This is a genomic window from Clostridium weizhouense, assembly GCF_019431045.1.
Classification (GTDB): Bacteria; Bacillota; Clostridia; order Clostridiales; family Clostridiaceae; genus Clostridium; species Clostridium weizhouense.
The window spans coordinates 91,665-112,212 of record NZ_JAHXPT010000003.1; the positions used below are offsets into that span (position 1 = coordinate 91,665).

17 protein-coding genes, 1 riboswitch and 1 other annotated feature are annotated in these 20,548 nt (G+C 24.0%); of the genes, 14 read left to right on the top strand and 3 right to left on the bottom strand.

What is annotated here, in order from left to right; all coding sequences use genetic code 11:
- Positions 1 to 12: 12 nt before the first annotated feature.
- Positions 13 to 810: a histidinol-phosphatase HisJ family protein gene (locus tag KYD98_RS04945; protein WP_219778489.1), complete on the bottom strand. Its 798-nt coding sequence runs from the start codon at positions 808 to 810 to the stop codon at positions 13 to 15.
- A gap of 221 nt (positions 811 to 1,031) precedes the next feature.
- Here KYD98_RS04945 and KYD98_RS04950 point away from each other — a divergent pair, with 221 nt between their 5' ends.
- The 6 genes from KYD98_RS04950 to KYD98_RS04975 all read left to right on the top strand — a co-directional run bounded on the left by KYD98_RS04950 (position 1,032) and on the right by KYD98_RS04975 (position 7,650).
- Positions 1,032 to 1,208, top strand: coding sequence for a hypothetical protein (locus KYD98_RS04950; RefSeq protein WP_219778490.1), 177 nt, complete (start codon positions 1,032 to 1,034; stop codon positions 1,206 to 1,208).
- A gap of 285 nt (positions 1,209 to 1,493) precedes the next feature.
- Entirely contained in the window at positions 1,494 to 2,789 is a 1,296-nt protein-coding gene (locus tag KYD98_RS04955; RefSeq protein WP_219778491.1) for an amidohydrolase, read from the top strand.
- A gap of 118 nt (positions 2,790 to 2,907) precedes the next feature.
- Positions 2,908 to 3,003, top strand: a riboswitch (purine riboswitch).
- A gap of 265 nt (positions 3,004 to 3,268) precedes the next feature.
- Positions 3,269 to 3,526 (top strand) — a binding site (T-box leader).
- 267 nt (positions 3,527 to 3,793) lie between these two features.
- Positions 3,794 to 5,008: a tyrosine--tRNA ligase gene (gene tyrS / locus KYD98_RS04960; RefSeq protein ID WP_219778492.1), complete on the top strand. Its 1,215-nt coding sequence runs from the start codon at positions 3,794 to 3,796 to the stop codon at positions 5,006 to 5,008.
- 341 nt (positions 5,009 to 5,349) lie between these two features.
- Complete coding sequence (locus tag KYD98_RS04965; protein ID WP_219778493.1) at positions 5,350 to 6,162, top strand: purine-nucleoside phosphorylase; 813 nt, start codon at positions 5,350 to 5,352, stop codon at positions 6,160 to 6,162.
- A 283-nt stretch (positions 6,163 to 6,445) separates the two neighbouring features.
- Positions 6,446 to 7,201, top strand: a complete 756-nt coding sequence (locus KYD98_RS04970; protein WP_219778494.1) for a threonine/serine exporter family protein — start codon at positions 6,446 to 6,448, stop codon at positions 7,199 to 7,201.
- A 5-nt stretch (positions 7,202 to 7,206) separates the two neighbouring features.
- Positions 7,207 to 7,650, top strand: a complete 444-nt coding sequence (locus KYD98_RS04975) for a threonine/serine exporter family protein (RefSeq protein ID WP_219778495.1) — start codon at positions 7,207 to 7,209, stop codon at positions 7,648 to 7,650.
- 259 nt (positions 7,651 to 7,909) lie between these two features.
- Here KYD98_RS04975 and KYD98_RS04980 read toward each other — a convergent pair whose 3' ends face one another.
- Together KYD98_RS04980 and KYD98_RS04985 are read right to left on the bottom strand one after the other, a co-directional pair.
- Positions 7,910 to 9,937 carry an S-layer homology domain-containing protein gene (locus KYD98_RS04980; RefSeq protein ID WP_219778496.1) on the bottom strand — a complete coding sequence of 676 codons (2,028 nt, stop codon included), beginning with the start codon at positions 9,935 to 9,937 and terminating at the stop codon, positions 7,910 to 7,912.
- 423 nt (positions 9,938 to 10,360) lie between these two features.
- Positions 10,361 to 11,710 carry a [Fe-Fe] hydrogenase large subunit C-terminal domain-containing protein gene (locus KYD98_RS04985; RefSeq protein ID WP_219778497.1) on the bottom strand — a complete coding sequence of 450 codons (1,350 nt, stop codon included), beginning with the start codon at positions 11,708 to 11,710 and terminating at the stop codon, positions 10,361 to 10,363.
- 345 nt (positions 11,711 to 12,055) lie between these two features.
- Between KYD98_RS04985 and KYD98_RS04990 the strand changes: the two genes are divergently transcribed.
- The 8 genes from KYD98_RS04990 to KYD98_RS05025 all read left to right on the top strand — a co-directional run bounded on the left by KYD98_RS04990 (position 12,056) and on the right by KYD98_RS05025 (position 20,544).
- Entirely contained in the window at positions 12,056 to 12,850 is a 795-nt protein-coding gene (locus KYD98_RS04990; protein ID WP_219778498.1) for a MerR family transcriptional regulator, read from the top strand.
- Between the two features lie 233 nt (positions 12,851 to 13,083).
- Positions 13,084 to 13,761 carry a GTP pyrophosphokinase gene (locus tag KYD98_RS04995; protein WP_219778499.1) on the top strand — a complete coding sequence of 226 codons (678 nt, stop codon included), beginning with the start codon at positions 13,084 to 13,086 and terminating at the stop codon, positions 13,759 to 13,761.
- A 195-nt stretch (positions 13,762 to 13,956) separates the two neighbouring features.
- Complete coding sequence (gene galE, locus KYD98_RS05000) at positions 13,957 to 14,946, top strand: UDP-glucose 4-epimerase GalE (protein ID WP_219778500.1); 990 nt, start codon at positions 13,957 to 13,959, stop codon at positions 14,944 to 14,946.
- A gap of 341 nt (positions 14,947 to 15,287) precedes the next feature.
- Positions 15,288 to 15,797: a QueT transporter family protein gene (locus KYD98_RS05005; RefSeq protein WP_219778501.1), complete on the top strand. Its 510-nt coding sequence runs from the start codon at positions 15,288 to 15,290 to the stop codon at positions 15,795 to 15,797.
- Positions 15,798 to 16,057: 260 nt separating this feature from the next.
- Positions 16,058 to 16,564, top strand: coding sequence for a hypothetical protein (locus KYD98_RS05010; RefSeq protein WP_219778502.1), 507 nt, complete (start codon positions 16,058 to 16,060; stop codon positions 16,562 to 16,564).
- Between the two features lie 299 nt (positions 16,565 to 16,863).
- Positions 16,864 to 18,330 (top strand): YfdI family membrane protein, encoded by a 1,467-nt coding sequence (locus tag KYD98_RS05015; RefSeq protein ID WP_308462433.1) that lies wholly within the window; start codon positions 16,864 to 16,866, stop codon positions 18,328 to 18,330.
- Positions 18,331 to 18,341: 11 nt separating this feature from the next.
- Positions 18,342 to 19,187, top strand: coding sequence for a GGDEF domain-containing protein (locus KYD98_RS05020; protein ID WP_219778503.1), 846 nt, complete (start codon positions 18,342 to 18,344; stop codon positions 19,185 to 19,187).
- Positions 19,171 to 20,544, top strand: coding sequence for a DUF2334 domain-containing protein (locus KYD98_RS05025; protein ID WP_219778504.1), 1,374 nt, complete (start codon positions 19,171 to 19,173; stop codon positions 20,542 to 20,544). Before KYD98_RS05020 ends, KYD98_RS05025 begins: the two co-directional genes overlap by 17 nt.
- Positions 20,545 to 20,548 lie beyond the last annotated feature (4 nt).

The window sequence follows — 20,548 nt, forward strand, 5'->3', positions numbered from 1 at the left end:
TAATAGAAAATATTATAATTTTATAAATTCAGGTTTCATTTTATTAAATCTGCAAACATATTTAAATCCAATTTCTCTAAGAACATCATGAACATATGGAAATTCAGTTGCAATTTGAGAAGTAATATGAGAATCAGATCCAACAGTAATTATTTCTCCACCTAAATGCTTGTACATTTTAAGTATGTTTGTAGAAGGTGTTAAATCAGGTAATTTGTATTTAAATGAAGAGGTATTAAGTTCAATACCTTTACCATTTTCAATAACCTTTTTTAATATTGATTCTAAATAGTCATTAAATAAACTATCATCTAAAATAGTATCATAGTTTCCATATCTTTTAATTAAATCAACATGTCCTAAAACTGAATAGTCTATAAAAGAATTAACAATATTTAATAGAGTTTTATAATATCCTTCATATACTTCAAATTGAGTTTTACCTTTATGAAAGTCTCCAGTACATAATTCAAATCTATCTATTGTATGTATTGAACCAATAACAAAGTCTAAGTCATGTTCATGAATTTCTTTAGAACATTGTTCTAGAATATGACTTTGAAGTCCCATTTCGATACCTTTTTTTATAGAAATTTTATTGGAATATTTATTTTTATAGAATTCCAATTCTTCTAAATATTTGTCATAATCAATTTTTACATTAGGATTTCCAAGCACATCATAATCTATGTGATCGGTAAAACAAATTTCTTTAAGTCCTAATTCTATTGATTTTTTTATCATATCTATCATGGGTGTAGTTGAATCTGCTGAATAATGACAATGCATATGGTAGTCAGAGTAAGACATATACAACCCCTCCTTTATGTATAATTTATATATTAATTATACTCCGTATAATTTTAATGTCTACAATAAGGGCGAAGTCTTAAGTTATATTATATATTTTAAGTAAATTTAGCATATTAATATAGATGTATTATTATTAATTTCTTTAATGTGCCTTAAAATATAATTTATGTTATAATGTTCAAGTAAATTTAACATAATTATTAAAAGGAGGAGATATTATGTTCACTAAGGATGAACTTTTAGTTATTGAAGATGCATTAAGAATTGCAGATGAAGAATATATAAAATTATTAGATGAAAACAAAAATAATAAGAATAGAATGGTTGCTTACAACAGAAAGCAAAAAAAATTATGGTTGGTTCAAAATAAACTTAAAAAACTTTTAAAAGAATAATAATAAAATCAGGCATATGAAAGAAAATAAGAGTTTAAAGAGGAAGTATATATTATTCTGCGTAAGATAAAGAAATCAGTTTAGTTAATAGAGAATTATTAGCTAAATTTGTTGATGCAAAATAGATTAGTATACTAGTATATTGTTTTTTGATTTGTCTTAATCTAAAAGTATAAATTTAAAATAACAAAAAATGTTATTGAAATATTTAATTTTTTTTGTTAATATAATTAAAATTATAAGTAGCCGCTACCGCAAATAAAAAAAGAAATGAGGATACTTATTATGTTATTTAAAAATATTACAATTATTAATGAAAATTATGATGTTATTAAAGATACCAATGTATTGGTTCAAGGAAATAAGATTAAGTATATTGGATCAGAAATACCTAAAGCTTATAATGGTGAAATATATGATGGAAAAAATAAAGTAGCGATGCCAGGTTTTTTCAATACTCATTGTCATGTCCCTATGACATTACTTAGAGGATATGGAGAAGGTTTGCCATTACAACGTTGGTTACAAGAAAAAATCTTTCCATTTGAAGCTTTACTTACTGATGAAGATTGTTATTGGGGAACTTTATTAGGAATTAGTGAAATGATTAAAAGTGGAGTTGTATCATTTACTGATATGTATTCTCGTCTTGAAACTTTAGTACAAGCTATTGAAGAAACAGGTATAAAAGCTAATATTTCAAATTCATATCTTAAATTTGATGATAATGAAGATTATTTTAAGGATAGATCATATAAAGATACTGAATTTATTAGAAATTATGTAAAAACATCTGTGCATGATCGTATACGAGGAGATGTTTCTATTCATGCTGAGTATACTTCAACAGAAAAAGTAGTTAGACAAATTTCTGAATATTGTAATGAAGCTAATATGAATATGCATATTCATCTTTCAGAAACAGCAAAAGAACAACAAGCTTGTAAAGAAAGACATGGTTTAACACCAGCAGAATATTTCTTTAAATGTGGAACATTTAAAAATAAAACAACAGCAGCTCATTGTGTTTTCTTAGAAGGTGATGATTTTAATATACTTAAAGAAAATAAAGTTACAGTGTCACATTGTCCAACAAGTAATTTAAAACTTGGAAGTGGTATAGCACCAATAAAAACAATGTTAGAACATGATATTAATGTTACTATTGGAACAGATGGTGCAGCAAGTAATAATAATCTTAATATGTTAGAGGAAGTTAATCTTGCAGCATTATTACACAAAGGAGCTAATAATGATCCATTATTTTTAGGACAAAAAGATATATTAAAGATTTCTTGCTTAAATGGTGCTGCATCACAAGGTAGAGAAGAGTGTGGATGCATTAAGGTTGGTAATAGAGCAGATATCATTATATATGATTTTGATAAACCTCATATGCAACCAGCATTTGATGTATTAGCAAACATATTTTATTCTGCACAAGCAAGTGATATATGTTTATCAATGATAGATGGTAATGTTGTATATAAAAATGGTATTTTTACTAACATAGATATGGAAAAAGTTTATTATAATGTAAATAGAATAAAAGATGAGAAACTTAATTTATTAAAGTTATAGTTTAAAATTAATATATTTATTAAATATAATATTTATATTAAGTTTTTATAGTACCATTTAACATTATTAATAATAAATAAAACAAATTTGGCGGTAGCGAGAGAATAAAATATAATCATTAAAATGTGTAATATTAACTTATATAAGTTCATAATAGGTTGAACGTTTCTACCAACTACCTTAATAGTTGATTATAAGTTAATCCTTTTACGGGATTACTATATTCAATTTTAGGGTAGTTGGTTTTTGCATTTAAATTAACTATCAAATATATAGTAAATTAACCGTAAAATACTTCAAGATTGTATTTTAAAATAATGTTAATCTGCAGTATATGAGGTATATTATAAATAATACATGGGAAATAATAACTTTTACTTGACAAAAAAATGTTACTTAACTATAATTATAAATAATTTAATATATATCGCATAACTAAGATTTATAATTTATTATATTTCGGAGTATGAGATTTTCAATAAAAAGCAATGAAAAGAACAAGTAGAGATTAGTTAAACCAAACAGAAAGTTACCGGTCGATGAGAGGTGCATGGATACTGATTTTGAATACATCTTAGAGCTTCAAACTGAAAAGAAATTTTCTAAGTAGGTGATGACGGTTCCCTGCACCCGTTATAGTGCTAAAGTATAACCATATGTGGCGTACTTGAAGAGGTTAATTATGTGAGTGATTAATAAATTAGGGTGGTAACACGAGATATACTCTCGTCCTTTATATATAAAGGACGAGAGTTTTTTATTCTTTAAGGAATCATATTATTAAATAATATGAGGATAAATTCTAAAATATTTTAAAGTTATGATAAGTACCCCTAAAGAATAAAAAATAATCATATGCCGCACCATTATTCCTGCACTATGTTTGGAAAGTGTGCATGGCTAAAAAATCCATGTTCCATAGTCACTTAGCGACTTTTTTTATTGCATATTGAATCTTATAGAGCTTGCTTATATAAAATTTAAAATATAAGGAGTTAAAAGATATGAAAAAAACAATTGATGAACAAATTAAAATTATATCAAAAGGAGCAGCAGATATTATAAGTATTGATGAATTGAAAGAAAAACTTATAAAATCAGAAAAAGAAAATAAACCATTAATAATTAAACTAGGATTAGATCCAAGTGCTCCAGATATACATTTAGGGCATGCTGTTGTTTTAAGAAAAATAAAACAAATGCAAGATTTAGGTCATAAGGCTGTTATTTTAATAGGAGATTTTACAGGTAAAATAGGAGATCCAACAGGTAAATCAAAAACAAGAAAACCATTAACTCAAGAACAAGTTTTAGAAAATGCATTAACTTATCAAAAACAAATTTTAAAAGTATTGGATAAAGAGAAAACTGAAATCAAATTTAATAGTGAGTGGTTATCAAAGTTAAGCTTTGAAGAAGTATTAAAGTTAGCTGCAACAACAACTGTTGCTAGAATGTTAGAAAGAGATGACTTTAAAAATCGTTATAGTAATAATGCACCTATTGGAATCCATGAGTTTTTTTATCCTTTAATGCAAGGGTATGATTCTATTAAGCTAAAGGCTGATATAGAATTAGGAGGAACAGATCAAACGTTTAATATTCTTATGGGAAGAACTCTTCAAAAAAATATAGAAATGGAGCAACAAATAGCAATATTTATGCCAATATTAGAAGGTTTAGATGGGATTGAAAAAATGAGTAAAAGTTTAGGTAATTATATTGGTGTAGATGAAAAAGCTGAGGTAATGTTTAAAAAGGTAATGGAAGTTCCAGATAATCTTATTATAAAATATTTTGAATTAGCAACAGATGAACATCCAGATAGAATTGAAGAAATAAAAAAAGAATTAAAAGAAGGAAAAAATCCAAGAGATATTAAGTTTCAATTAGCAAAAATTATTACTAATTTATATCATACAGATAAAGAAACTAAGTATGCTATTGACTACTATGAACAAGTCTTTAAGCAAGGAAGTTTACCTCAAATAGTACCAGAATTAACAGTGTCTTCAGAATGTGATACATTAAAAAAAGTTGGAACAGTTCTTGTGAAAAATAGAATAATAGACTCTAATAATGAATTTAGAAGATTAGTAAATCAAGGTGGTGTCCAAATAAATAACCAAAAGGTAACTAATTTTGATAATACTCAAATAGAAAACGAAGATATAATTAAAATTGGTAAAAAGAGGTTTGTTAAAATAATAAAGTTATAGTATATTATTTTACAGATTATAAGATTATATATAATATAGATATCTATTAGTTATTAATCAAAGCATAATATAGATTTATTTTTGGATATATTGTAATATATATGTAATTAATTTATAGTCTAAAAGTTATTTCTAATTATGATTTCTAGTATATATGTGATTAAAATTTTTCTTAATACATTAATATATATAAGAAGTATAAGAATTTTAAAAAAGCAAATAAAAGTTATTTATTTTAATGATTTTTTATATATGGAATTATATATACTATTTTCTAATAGATATTAACTTTGAACTATAAAATTAACTTGTAATTAAATATAGAAAATGGAGGGAATTTTATGTACGATAAAATAATGGAATCTGTAGATTACATAAAGAGCAAAGTAAATAGAGAACCTAAAATTGCAGTAATATTAGGTTCAGGTTTAGGTGATTTAGTTAATGTAGTTGAAGATACTGAATATATATCTTATGAAGATATTCCTAATTTTCCTGTATCTACAGTAAAAGGTCATGAAGGAAAGTTAGCATTTGGTAAAATTAATGGCGTAGAAGTGTTATTAATGCAAGGAAGATTTCATTACTATGAAGGATATACAATGAAAGAAGTAACATATCCTATATATGTAATGAAAAAATTGGGAATAGAAAAGATTATTGTGACAAATGCTTGTGGTGGAATAAATACAGATTTTGAACCAGGAACATTAATGATTATAAACGATTTTATAAACCTTTTTGGAACGAATCCTTTAATAGGATTAAATGATGAAAGATTAGGAACAAGATTCCCTGATATGTCAGAACCATATAAAATAGATCTTATCGATAAGGCTAAGAAGGTTGCAGACGAATTAGATATAAAATATAAAGAAGGCGTTTATGCAGGATTTATGGGACCATACTATGAAACTGCTGCTGAAGTTAGAATGATAGGAAGACATGGAGCAGATGCTGTTGGTATGTCAACGGTACCAGAAACAATAGTAGCTAATTATTTAGGAATTGATGTGTTAGGAATAGCATGTATAACTAATATGGCAACAGGAATACAAAAAGTTAAACATTCACACCAAAGAGTTGTAGAAACAGCTCAAAAAGCTTCAGCAAATCTTTGCAAGTGGGTATCAAAAGTTATAGAAGTAATGTAGTATTATATAGCTTGATTTTTAGGATAAGGTATTGTAGAAAATATAATGCCTTATCCTAATTTTACGTTTTGAAACAAGGGATTTTTATTAAATAGAATTTATAGATTAGAAAAAAGATAATTAAAGATATTTTATATAATTTTTATAAATATAGTATTTCTTTAATTAATAGTATTTAGTTAGAAACGTATTTATAATAAATATTTATTGATATAAGTCTCTTAATTGCTATATTATTATATAGAAGTATAAAATTTGTATTATTATAATTAGGGAGCTTCTTATGGAATTGAAAAATGTAATTGATATTGCACTTACAGCAGGAGAAATATTGTTAGCTAATGGTGCTGAAACATATAGAATAGAAGATACAGTGGTAAAAATATGTGAAGCTTATGGTTTTACAGGAGAATGTTTGTCAATGTCAAATGGTCTTTTGTTATCAGTAGAGCAATCAGGAGTTGATAAGGTTACTTCAATGAAAAAAGTAAATAAAAAACATGTAGATTTATATAGAATAGAGTTAATAAATTCATTTTCAAGACAAATTTGTGAAAAGTCATTATCATATGAGGAGGCTAAAAAGATATTAGACGATATTAAAAAGGCTCCTAAGTTTACTTTATCTGTAAGAATAATGGCGGCATGTATGACAGGATTTATTTATACACTTTTCTTTAATGGGTCTTTATTAGATGGAATCTCATCTATAATAATATGTTTAATTACATACGTAATACTTGAAAAGATTTCAGAATTGGGATTTTTTCAATTCTTGGAGTTTTATTTGTCAGGATTACTTATAGGAGGGGGGAGTATATTATCTGAAATGCTCATTAGTTCAATTAATAAACATAATGTAATTACAGGTGCAATAATGATACTTCTTCCAGGTGTTGTTTTAACAAATGGAATAAAAGATATTCTTTATGGTGACTTTTCATCTGGTGTTGCAAAATTTTTTGAGGCTATGATTGTTATTATAGCGGTGAGTGCAGGAATAGGTACATCATTAATTATTTATTTGAAAGGAATGTAATTTATATGTTGATTAAAATGACAATGCTTGCATTTTTAGGAAGTGTATTTCCAGTTATATTATTTAATATTGATAGAAGAAAAATAATATGGACAGGAATTGCCGGTGCTTTTGGATGGATAATTTATAGTATTATTTTTGAAATAACAAGTAGCCAGGTAATAAGTTCATTTTGGGGAGCTTTTGCTGTAAATATATATAGTGAATTTATGGCTCGTAAAAAAAAGACTCCAGCATCAATGTTTTATATACCAGGTATATTTCCATTAGTACCAGGTATAACAGCATATAGTACTATAAGTTATATTGTTGAGAATAATTTTAATGATGCTTTAAATAAAGGTATACTTACATTATCAATTGGTGGTGCAATTGCATTTGGAATTATGTTATCATCTACTGTTGTTAGGTTTATATCGAAGTTAAAATTTAAGTGGTCAAGCAATTGATTTTTAAAACTGATATGTATTAAAATAAATTTACTATATTAAAACAAAAAAATTAAAGCTATCTCAAATTATATAAATATGTTTTTGAGATAGCTCTTTTAAATTATGGTTTATAATTGCCGATGTTTTAAGTTAATATTTATAATATAAAAATTACTTTAAAGCATAGTATAAATGTTTTAATTAAGTTAAAGATATAATGTTTTATAGAAAATTATATCCTTAACTAATAATATCTAGTTAGAAGCATATATTATAATTAATTTTGCATTAGTAAATTATAAATAATTTGTGCTGCTTCTGCATTGGTAACATTATTTTTAGGATTAAACTTACCTTCATTATCTCCATTCATTATATTAAGTGAAAAACATATAGCAGCATAGCCTTTAAAGTTTTCATCAATCTCATCTTTAAATGGATTAACAAATACTTTTGAATGTAGTGCTATTTTTTCATATTTTAAATATCTTACTATTAATTTAGCTATTTCTTGATTTGTAAGTAAGCTGTTTGGAGATTTTTCTTCTTCTTTAAGTATATTAGTGTTAATTAACATATCATAAAATTCATCATCATTATAAAAATTTTGAGTATGGGAATATAAATATCTCAAAAAATTAATTTGTGTGATGTTACTATCAGGATTAAATTGTTCTCCTTTAAGATAATATCCATTCTCTAAAAGATGCGTTATTGTTTTTTCACACCAATGTCCATTTATATCTGTATATTGTGGTATTTTAAAATCTTTATATATCTCACCATTAAAATCTAATCTGTTTCCATTTATAGGATCAATAAGATGAAATCCACTTAAATCTATAAAATCATATACTAAATAAATCTCATTCTTATTATTAATAATGTATTTTAATCCAAAATTTTGATTAGTATTAACCTTATCAAAAGCTTCTTCTTTAGTTATAGCATTATTAATATCAGGAAAAGTAACATTATCATACCAGACGTTGCTATATTGAATAATATTACCTGTATCTTTATCAATTACAACTCTTAAAAAATTATCTATAAAAGCAATGCCATTTACTTGACGAATAAAATCAAAAGAATATTGTCTAATATCATTAGAGGCATTATCTAATATCAAATCTGTAGCTGTATCATATTTTGTTTCAGAAAATTTATTAATAGCTACTTCTTTTAAGAACTTTTCTGCAATATTTTTAGCTTCATCTTTTGATAGATTTTTGTTTTGTAAATTGTCATTAGAATATGAATTAAAAGCTAACAATTCACCAGATTTTGCATCTATTTCACCATACGCATTATCAGACATCATTTGCCATACATATTGATTGGATATATTGTTCTTATTTAAATAGTTATTAGTTAATTTTATATTGGGTAAATATTTTTTTAAGATATTTTCAGCTTCCTCTTTTGTAATAATTCCGGAAATATCTTTTATAGCATCATTTTCTTCTTTTGTTAAAGTATCTAAAGTTTCATTAATATTATTTACTTTCCCCTCTCTATAAAGTGGATTAATATTATTTTTATAAATAATATCTCCAGATTTTGCATTAATAGCTAAGTTATTTGTATTATCTATAGAATATGCTGGAAATATATTTAGTTTATTTTGTTTATAATCATAATAAGAATGATATTTTAAATTAAGACCTATTTTTTCAATATAATCTTTTTTTGCTTGTTCATAATTAATAATATTATCTAAAGAAGGATATTCAAAATTGCTTTTATCAGGTTTTGAGAAATTAAATTGTGTAACTTCATTAGTGTATTTATTTACGTTTATATTAACAAAAATAAAATCAGTTGGTAGATCATTTGCAAATTGTTTATATGTGAATGAATAATTATTATTTGATGTATCATTATCATGTGTATTAACTTTTTTCATAGAATTTGCATATGAAGGGAGTGCTTTTAATAGAAATTCTTCTGCTGAATGTTGAGCTTTTTCTTTAGTAATTTGTGAAATGCCTGTAAGAGTATCTTCATTACAAGATTTATAATAATTATATAAATTACCATTTTCGTCAATTGATACTGAGATATTTCCTTGCTTTCCTCCTTTTTCAGCCCAATTAAGTTCTAATAATTTAGTTGTTGTATCATTGTGGATTATAGAATGAGAAAAGTTTGTATAACTTTCAGGAATATTTACTATATTTTTAGCTTTTTCGATAGCTTGTTCAAGATTTTTGCTATCATTTTCCGTTGCAAATGCTTTAGTAAAATTCATAGAAAATATTAGCATTAAGGTTAAAATAAAACTTATAAATTTTTTTAGTTTCATTGATAAACTCCTTTCTTAGAAATAGTTAATAAAATTTTAGGCTATGTTTTAAGTGAATGTTGATATTGTATTAAAACATAGCGAAATTTAAAAATGAGGTTTGAGAAAAATTACAAAATTTAGTTAATATTATATTAACATTATTATAACAATACTTCTACTAAAAAGAAGTATTGTTATAATAAGGAATATAAAATAATAGACTCAAAAGCGTTGTATATGCTATATAAGATAAGAAATTACTTTATTTAATCGAGATATCAGTTAAATTTATTGACACAATATTATTCAAAATAGATGAGTAGATCAGTCTATTACTTCTTTGATGCATAAACTTATGAACTTATATAAAAAATTAATAAAGACTATCCCCAATATATAAATAATTTTGAGATAGTCTATTTATTTAAATTTATAAGAATTTTAAAATTTACGTTCAAATATAGCTACTTTTTCTTCATCTTTAAAATCATCTATTGAAGATATATCAAGTTTTTCTAAAACATCATTAATAGTCTGACTATGAAGAGGGACTTTAATAGATGAATCATAAGCAAATTCATCAACTGCCGTTTTGCCCTGTGTAGGAGGTATAATAGCTTTAGGTCCACCTACACATCCACCAGGACAGCCCATACCTTCTATAAAATTAGCATCAACTTCATGTTTCATAGCTTTTTCAAGAATTTCCTTACAATCTTTAACTCCATCAACCTTAATAGGTTTGAAATATTTAAATTTTTCTGGATAAAGTTCTTCTATAGTTTCAGAAACAGCAGTTGAAACACCACCAGTTCTTGCATATAAACGTCCACCACGTGATGCATATTCAATAGAAGGAATTCCTTTAAGTTCACTAGGGTTAATATCTAATGCTTTAAATATTTGATCAACTTCTTGGAACGTTAATACAAAATCTATTATTCCAGCTAAATCTTTTTCTTTTGCTTCAGCTTTTTTTGCAATACATGGTCCAATAAAAACTACTTTAGCGCCTTTGTTTAATTTTTTAATAATTCTTCCTGCAGCAATCATTGGAGATACTGAAGGGGAAAGATCAGGAACAAGATCTTTATAAACTTTTCTAAGCATTCCTACCCACATAGGGCAACAACACGAAGTAATCATTAAATCATTAGGACCATTGACATGTTTATCAAATTCTACAGATTCTTTTATTGTAAGAATATCAGCAGCAAAAGCTACTTCAATCATATCAGTAAACCCTAACTTTATAAAAGCAGCTCTTAATTGATCCATACTAACATCATCACCAAATTGCCCGGAAATAGCAGGTGCTACAGCAGCAATAACAGTTTCATGTTCATTTATTAAATTCATTACAGGAATAAATTCAACTTTGTCTAGAATTCTTCCATTTTTACATGCATCTACACAAATTCCACAATGTATACAGCGATCTTCATCAATACAAGTTGATTTGTTTTTAGTATCATAATATATAGCATTAAAAGGACATGCTAATTGACAAGTAAATTTTTTATTTTTATCAGGATTACAATTAGAATTATAACATTCAAGTTTTTCAACTATTCTTTTATTAACTGTATATTGGGTTATTGCTTTCTTTAAATTATAAACATAGTTATTATCAAATTTTATATCAACTCCACATAGTGATGTTATAATTGCAAATGTTTCTTGTGGAGATGTTTTATGACAAACCATTATACGCTCAAGTGTTTCATCAAAATCTCCATGATAATATGATTGAACTAATGTATCAAATAAATCAGAATATTTACTATTCATTAATATACCTCCAATTAAATCTAATAAAAAGATATTCTTTTAATTTATAATTAGTATGGATTAATTTATATAGAATAATACAATATTTACACTTATAACATTTAATTATTTTTTTATATCTAATTAAAAGAAAGGCTTAAAAATAAGATGTTTTTTGTTATAAGAATCTATATAAGGAATATTTATAAAAATTATAATCTTTTAAATTTATAATATATACATTTTTAACTAGATATGATTAATATAAAACATATCTAGTTAAAATTTTTATTGACTTTAACGTAACGTAAAAGATTATACTTAAATTAAGCTAGCAAAACAAACTAATGATTTGGAGGGGTAAGTTTGCTTAACATAGGAGAATTCTCAAAAATATGTGCAGTTACTACAAGAACATTAAGACATTATGACGATATAGGTTTAATAACACCTAACATGATTAATAAAGAAAATGGATATAGACTTTATGATATATCTCAAATTAGAGACATGATTTTTATTAAGAGGCTTAAAGAATATAACTTTTCTCTTGAAGAAATTAAGGAAATTATTTCAACTAATGATAACGAATTTATGCTTAATAAAATAATTAATAAAAAACTACAAATACAGAATATAATTAAGCAATTTAATGATATAGAAAAACAGATAACAGAAGATATAACAAATTTAAAGAAGGGGGTTGATATTATGTCATTTATAGATAAGATAGAAGTTAAATTAGTTGAAACTCAGGATATGAATATTCTGAATTTAAGACAAAGGATGAATGTAGAAGAATATGGTTATTATATTGGTAAGTTATTTGAAATAGTATATTCTAACCATTTTAAAGTGGAGGGATGTCCAATGTCAATTTATCATGATAGTGAGTTTAATCCAGAAGATAATGATACAGAAATAGCACTTCCGATAAAAGAAAATAATAAATTTACAAGAATCTTAAAAGGAAATACTTGTGCTATGACAACTTTTGTTGGACCATATTCTAAACTTAATGGGGCTTATGGAAAGTTAACTGAATGGATTGAGAAAAATAAATATGAATTTATTGATGCTCCATATGAAAAATATATAAAAGGGCCAATGGATGGAGGAGATATTATAACAGAAATATATTTTCCAATAAAAAAGAAATAATTAGGATAAATTAATATAACTTTTAAAGTATAAAAGAATTATATAATATTTAAAAAATTTTGTAATAACCTATTTTGAAAATGTTTTTAAAATAGGTTATTGTTTATTTATTACATGTTAATTTTATATTAGCATGTAATAAATAATAAGAAGTTATTGATTTTTATGATGTATATGTTAACATATCAATTGAAGAAAGATTCGGATAAACTATCAATTGTGAAGGTGAGATAATGAGCGAAATAAGAGATGATGATAAAATATTTTTTGATGGGGAGCACATAAGTATACCCACGGAAAATATAGAAGAAAAATTGGATGAAGTACAAGAGATTTTAATGATTTATAGTTCTGCAATAAAAGAAATTAAGACTAAACTTGATATTTTAGACTTTGAATTTAAAACTAGAAGAAAAAGAAATCCTATAGAATATATGAAATCTAGAGTTAAATCTCCGAAGAGTATATTAGAAAAACTTAAACGTATGGGGTTTAATGTAAATATTAAATCAGCTAGAGAAAATTTAAATGATATAGCAGGTGTAAGGGTAGTGTGCTCATTTGTTAGTGATATATATGAACTTGCAGACATGTTAAAGGGTCAAGATGATATTAAACTTATTCAAGAAAAAGATTATATTAAAAATCCAAAGCCAAATGGTTATAGAAGCTTACATTTAGTTTTAGAGATACCTATATATTTTTCGGATCATGTAGAATATGTTAAGGTAGAAGTTCAAATAAGGACTATTGCAATGGATTTTTGGGCAAGCTTAGAACATAAATTATATTATAAAAAAGGTGAAATAACTCCTAAACATATAAGGGAAGATCTTAAAGAATGTGCAGATGTTATAGCAGCAACAGATTTAAAAATGCAAGAGATACAAAAAGAAGTAGAAAAATTATAATTAATTTACTTAAAACATAGAATAAAATAAATTAAAAATATCTTAACATTACTTGAATTTTAAAATATATGGTATAATTATACTTGATTTCAAAATTTATAGTTTTAAATTAAAAACAGTTTATATGCTTAATAAGACTTACAAAAGATTAAAAAATATAAATATATAGATAAAGTAAAAGAAATGAGGTTTTTTATGAGTATTTTAGTTTTAGGTGGTGCAGGATATATAGGATCTCATGCCGTAAGCCAATTAATTGATAAAGAATATGATGTTGTAGTTATAGATAATTTATTAACTGGACATGAAGAGTCTATTAATAAAAAAGCAAGATTTTATAAAGGAGATATAAGAGATATCGAATTTTTAAGAGATGTTTTTAGAAGAGAAAAGTTTGATGCAGTTATTCATTTTGCTGCAAATTCTTTAGTTGGCGAATCTATGACAGATCCAATTAAGTATTTTAATAATAATGTATATGGAACACAAATATTACTTCAAGTTATGAATGAATTTGATGTTAAAAATATAGTATTTTCATCAACAGCAGCAACTTATGGTGAGCCTAAAAAAATTCCAATAACTGAAGATATGGAAACTTGTCCAACAAATCCATATGGTGAAACAAAGCTTACTATGGAGAAAATAATGAAGTGGTGTGATAAAGCATATGGGACAAAATATGTATCACTTCGTTACTTTAATGTAGCGGGGGCAAGAGAAGGTGGATATATTGGAGAAGATCATAACCCTGAAACACACTTAATTCCAATAGTACTTCAAGTAGCATTAGGAAAAAGAGAGTTTATAACTATATATGGTGATGATTATGATACTGAAGATGGTACATGTGTAAGAGATTATATACATGTTGAAGATTTAATTGAAGCTCATATTTTAGCTATGAATTATTTAATAAATGATGGAGAAAGCAATATTTTTAATTTAGGAAGTAGTCAAGGATTTTCAGTAAAAGAAATAATAGAAACAGCAAGAAAAGTAACAAAGCATGCTATTCCAGCTAAGATTGGAGAAAGAAGAGCAGGAGACCCAAGTAAATTAGTTGCATCATCAGATAAAGCTAGAAAAGTATTAGGTTGGAATCCAACTAGAACTAATACAACTAAAATAATAGAAGATGCATGGATGTGGCATAAAAATAATAAAGATGGATATGGGAAATAACATATCTTGCAATTAATATCAATGTTTGATATAATTTTAACGGATTAAATTTAATATAGTCAGTTCGAAAGCCTCCTGACTTTAAATAAAACTACGGTTAATAATTAATGAATAATTAAGAGTTTTTATACACATTTGTAAAAACTCTTATGTTTGTTGTGTTTTATTATCGTAGGATTTTTATCCTACGATTTTTTTATTTTTGGAAAGTTATATAAAAAATATAGTCTAAAGAATAAAAAGAAAACATATTTACTTATATTTAAAATATAAGCTTTGTTTATTTAAAGTAGTGTTTTGAAGAAACTGATTGTAATAAATAATTTTAGGAGGAATTTTTAATGAAAAATGATAAAACAACAAAAAGACTGGTTAGAACAGCAATTATAGCAGCACTTTATGCGACGTTAACTATTGCTTTGGCGCCTATAAGCTATGGAAGTTTGCAATTTAGAATATCTGAAATTATGGTATTATTAGCATTTTTTGATCCTTTTTACATTGTGGGTCTTACACTTGGATGTTTTATTTCTAATATACTAGGACCTAATGGAATGCTTGATGTTATATTTGGAACTTTAGCAACATTTATTAGTGTTATCTCTGTTTCTTTAACATCTGTATATATTAAAAATAATAAAATTTCATTAATTATAGCATCTTTATGGCCAACTATATTTAATGGTTTAATTATAGGATTTATGCTTAATCATATTTTAAAAATACCATTACTTTTATCAATCGGAGAAGTAGCAATAGGAGAATTTGTTGTTGTAACTATACTAGGTATACCAGTATTTAAATTAATAAATAACAAATATAAAGGTTTATTAGTGGTGAAGGAAATTTAATAAAATAAAATACGAAATGATCTTTAGAAAAATTTTAAAAACAAAACATAAATTTTAGAGTATTACTTTTAAATTTACAATTAAAAAGTATTTTTATTATCAAAATACATGAATTTTGAGTATTATAAATTGATAAATATATATAAAACATATTATTAATATTTATTTTAGAAAAATATTAGTAATAAAAAAATATATAATACAAATAATAATAAATAATCAATTTATAAAACGTAATATACTTATATTGAGGTGATTATATGAATTTGTTAACTAAAAAAAGATTTAATAATATTAAACAAGAATTTAGTAGTGGAAATTATAATTTACAAACAATAAGATGGTTAATTGCTGAAATTAGAAATACAATATGGGATATTGATAAAGAAGAATTTGAAAAATTAATTAATATACCTATTACTATATTAAAACAGGATGCATGTATTGAAGAATATGAATTATGGGAAAAAGAAAATAAAGATTATATCTTAAAAAATTTATCTTATTTTGAAGAAAAATATTTTTTAGATTTAAAAGCTAAAATATATTCAGAAAAATATTCTATTAATGATATGATAGAGACACTAGAATACATTAATGAAAACTTTAATGAACTAAAAGAAAAGTATCATGGAGGAATAGAAATACCTTTAAGAAATATAGAAATAGTTTTTAAAAATTTAAAGTTATTAAAAGAAGATGAGTTTATTTCAAATAAAAAATTATTTATTCAACCTATAGAGGATATATTGAACGAAGTTTCATAATAGTATAAAAATGGGGGTGTATTATTGAATGAATTATCATTCTGATACATCCTTTTTTCTTTATAAAATATAACTGTAAAGAAAAAAGGATAACTTTTAGAATATATCGTTTCAGAAATATGGTAGTGATTAAAAAAATAAAAAATAATTATATTATAAAAGATATTATTAGACTTATATAAAATTAATTTTAGATAATAATATACATAAAATAGTATGGTTGCAACATATTTAAAACTGTTAAAGAAAATATTATTTAAAATTTATATAATATGTTTTCAAAGAAGGTGTAAAATTTAGTGAAAAAATGTATATTAAATTATAAATTACATAATAAATTAATAAATATAAATTTTCCTGTTTTAGCATCTGTAATAGTTTTGATTATAGGAATTTTAACATTATTTATAAATCCTATCATAGGTATGGCAGATAATGGAGGATTTTATAAAGTTATAAATCAAAATGGGTTGTATAACTTAAATGAAAATAATAATGAAGTGTTTTTGGGATACTTTATAAAAAATTATGGTATATGTAAATATAATAATGACTATGAAAATTTAGGAATATCAACTCAATCAATATTCATAAAAACGGCTATCTTTTTAGATATGTTCTTTACCAAAGATTATATTTTAGATATTAGATTTATGGCAGCTATATTTTTAATAATTCAATCAATAGGAATATACTTGTTAGTAAAAACATTAATTAATAAAGTACATAATATTAAAGATAAATTAATTATTACTTTAATTGTAATTTTAATATTGTGTGATACGGGATACATGGCATATTACAATTCTTTTTATAGTGAAGGAGTAGAGATAAGTTGTTTCTTATTAAGTATAGGACTTCTGATGTACATGATAGAATTTAACAAATTTACTTGGTATAACATAATATTTTTTGCTATTTCATCATTTTTATTTTTTGGAACAAAAGAACAATTAATTCCAATAGGTATTTTTATATCATTTATATTTATTGTAATAGGGAGTTATAAAAATAATATTGCAATAAAAGTATTAAGTATTATTTTATCAATAGTATTTATAATAAGTTCTATTGTATTTTATAATTCAAATCAGGGAAATTTAAAGTATACAAACAGATATCATGCAATGAATAGAGGAATTTTATTAAATCAAAATGATGCAGATGATATTTTAAAATATTTTAAAATAAATCCTCAATACTCTTTATTAAAAGAAACTAATTTTTTTGAAGAAATAAAGTTATTAAATCCATATGATGAGTTTTTAATAGATGAGTACTACAATAGATTTCCATTAAATAAAATTTTAGAATATTATATAACTAATCCTGGTATGTTTTTTAATATGCTTAATATTGGGTTTGATAATTCATATTCAATTAGACCTCAAGTTATTGGAAATTATGAAAAAGTTCAGAATAAAGCTTTTGGAGAAAAATCTTATTTTTTTGCATTATGGAGTACATTTAAAGAGAAATTTATACCTAAAAATATATTAGTTACTATCATTACAATAAGTATTTATTTATATATTTCTATATCAAGATTTATAAGAGGGAAAAAATTTAATGATAATAAGTTGGTTTTTAAAGAAGAAGCTTATTTTTATATATTTTTAACAGGTTTATCTCAGATAATTATTTCAATAATAAATGTTGGAGATGCAGATTTATCAAAACATGTATTTATGTATAATATGGCTTTTGATTTAATTTTTATATATATGATTAGTTTATTTTTAGAAAGTAAAAACGGAAAGTCATAAGGTGATTGAAAATGAATGTAGAAAAAAAGGTAGATATTTTAATAACAATTTTAATAACATATTTTTTTATAATTTGTATTAGTTTTAAAGTACTTCAAATTAATGAAAGTTTTGAAAATTATTTAATGCTTACGATTGTAATGATAATTGCAGTAATAAGTTATTATGTAAATGTTACGCTTTCACTAATACTTACATTGATAACTGATTTTGCTTATATGAGTTTTAAGTTATATTTAAGTATTTCAAGTAATATTGGAATTGAATTTAACACTTATTACTGGGTTGTAATAATACCTATTACAGCCTTAATAGTTTCTTTACTTTCAAAAAATACATTATTACTGCAACATAAAGCACAAACTTTAGAAGAAGAAAATTCAACACTTGTAATGATTGATCAACATACAGGAATAAGAAATTATAGAGCTCTTATGACAGAATTACCTATTTATACAAATATAAGCAAGAGGCACAAATTACCATTGACCTTGATTATGGTTAAAATTAAATTTGCAGATAAATTAAAAAGAATTTTAGGCAGAAAAGGATATATGGATTTATTAGTTAAAGCATGTGAGATTTTAACAAAAGCACTTAGAGAAGAAGATGTTAAGTATATAATAAATGAAAGTACATTAGTATTTATAACAATTACAGATGAAAATGGAGCTGAAATTGTTAAGAAAAGATTTAGAGAGAATATAAGCCAAACTGATTTTGTAGATTATTCATTATATAAACATATAAAATTAGATATTCAAATGGGTTCATATACATTAGATGAATCTATTACTGATTCTATGACTTTATTAAGACTTGTAGAAAGGGAAGTAGAATATGATATACAAGAATAATCTATTTAAACATATAGTACTAATTTTAATATTAGTTTTTATATTTATAAATAGTTTATGCTTTACAAATTTAACTTATGGTGATGAGTATGAGGATAAGGTATTAATTTTATATGATTCATATAAGCAGTATGGGAATAAAGAAAATATTTTGAATAATATAACTAAAATAGCCTTATCTACTGGGATGAAAGTTGATATTATAAAGTTAAAAGCTTATAGAGGAAAAGATTTATCAGGGTATAAAGGGATATTTATATTATGTTCAACTAAAAATAGTTTTAATAATTCTATAAAGAACAATTTATATAATTATAATAAACAAATTTTTTGGTTTGGAGAAGATTCAGAAATTAATTTTTTTAAAAATAATAGTATAGAATATATACATCATTTAGAGTTTAATGAGGATAAATATAGAGAAATATATAATTTGATTTATAATTTCTTTAAAAAAGAAGATTATTATAAAAATAAAGTATATTTTTGCTTAGATGAAGTTACTCCATTTAATGATTTAAACGTTCTAATAGAAGAAATAAATTATTTAAAGGAATGGGGAATACCATTTTTCATACAAGTAACTCCGGTTTTTGAAAATAAAAATTTACCTGCAATGAATAGGTTTACGGAGGTTTTAAGATATGCACAGTCAAATGGTGGAGAAATTGTTTTAACTATGCCTTATTTAGATAATTTAAATATTAAGAAGGATATATTAACTAAAAAAATCGAAGAAGGATTTTTAAATTATATAGATTATTGGGTATATCCAATAGCATTTAGTATACCTGATTACTGGTTATATAGAGAAGACTTTAAATCACTATTAGAAAAGAGTAATACATTATTATTATCCTCAAGTAATGACTTAAAAGTTTTAGAATTTGATAGTTATTCAATTTTTGATTATAAAAATATAATTGAAAAAGTTAGTTTTGATAATGAAAAAAATAGATTTTTCAATGAATTAAGCAATAATGTAGCAATAAGTGTGAGTAGTAAATTATCATTTGATGATTTTAAAAAAAGTGTAAGTATACTAAAAAATAGGGATATAGACTTTAAAAGTACATATAGTATAAACAGTAATATAAAAATTGAAAATATGAATATTATAAGTAATCAACAAGGAATATTTTTGAATAATAAAAATGTATCTCAATCAAGGTTTATTGATAATAAAGAATATATGTATTCTTTATATGGAGAACAAAATGAAAATAATAATAAAGTAAATATAAATTTACGTTTAACTAATAAGATATTAGAAATAAGTACATTTGTTGTAGTAATAATTTTTATAATAATCGTTTTAATTAGTATAAAAATTGATAGGAGAAAATTCTTCAAATAGGGAG

Coding starts and splice junctions, on each gene's coding strand:
- KYD98_RS04945 (WP_219778489.1), bottom strand. CDS start 810: ATGTCTTACTCTGACTACCATATGCATTGTCATTATTCAGCAGATTCA.
- KYD98_RS04950 (WP_219778490.1), top strand. CDS start 1,032: ATGTTCACTAAGGATGAACTTTTAGTTATTGAAGATGCATTAAGAATT.
- KYD98_RS04955 (WP_219778491.1), top strand. CDS start 1,494: ATGTTATTTAAAAATATTACAATTATTAATGAAAATTATGATGTTATT.
- tyrS (WP_219778492.1), top strand. CDS start 3,794: ATGAAAAAAACAATTGATGAACAAATTAAAATTATATCAAAAGGAGCA.
- KYD98_RS04965 (WP_219778493.1), top strand. CDS start 5,350: ATGTACGATAAAATAATGGAATCTGTAGATTACATAAAGAGCAAAGTA.
- KYD98_RS04970 (WP_219778494.1), top strand. CDS start 6,446: ATGGAATTGAAAAATGTAATTGATATTGCACTTACAGCAGGAGAAATA.
- KYD98_RS04975 (WP_219778495.1), top strand. CDS start 7,207: ATGTTGATTAAAATGACAATGCTTGCATTTTTAGGAAGTGTATTTCCA.
- KYD98_RS04980 (WP_219778496.1), bottom strand. CDS start 9,937: ATGAAACTAAAAAAATTTATAAGTTTTATTTTAACCTTAATGCTAATA.
- KYD98_RS04985 (WP_219778497.1), bottom strand. CDS start 11,710: ATGAATAGTAAATATTCTGATTTATTTGATACATTAGTTCAATCATAT.
- KYD98_RS04995 (WP_219778499.1), top strand. CDS start 13,084: ATGAGCGAAATAAGAGATGATGATAAAATATTTTTTGATGGGGAGCAC.
- galE (WP_219778500.1), top strand. CDS start 13,957: ATGAGTATTTTAGTTTTAGGTGGTGCAGGATATATAGGATCTCATGCC.
- KYD98_RS05005 (WP_219778501.1), top strand. CDS start 15,288: ATGAAAAATGATAAAACAACAAAAAGACTGGTTAGAACAGCAATTATA.
- KYD98_RS05010 (WP_219778502.1), top strand. CDS start 16,058: ATGAATTTGTTAACTAAAAAAAGATTTAATAATATTAAACAAGAATTT.
- KYD98_RS05020 (WP_219778503.1), top strand. CDS start 18,342: ATGAATGTAGAAAAAAAGGTAGATATTTTAATAACAATTTTAATAACA.
- KYD98_RS05025 (WP_219778504.1), top strand. CDS start 19,171: ATGATATACAAGAATAATCTATTTAAACATATAGTACTAATTTTAATA.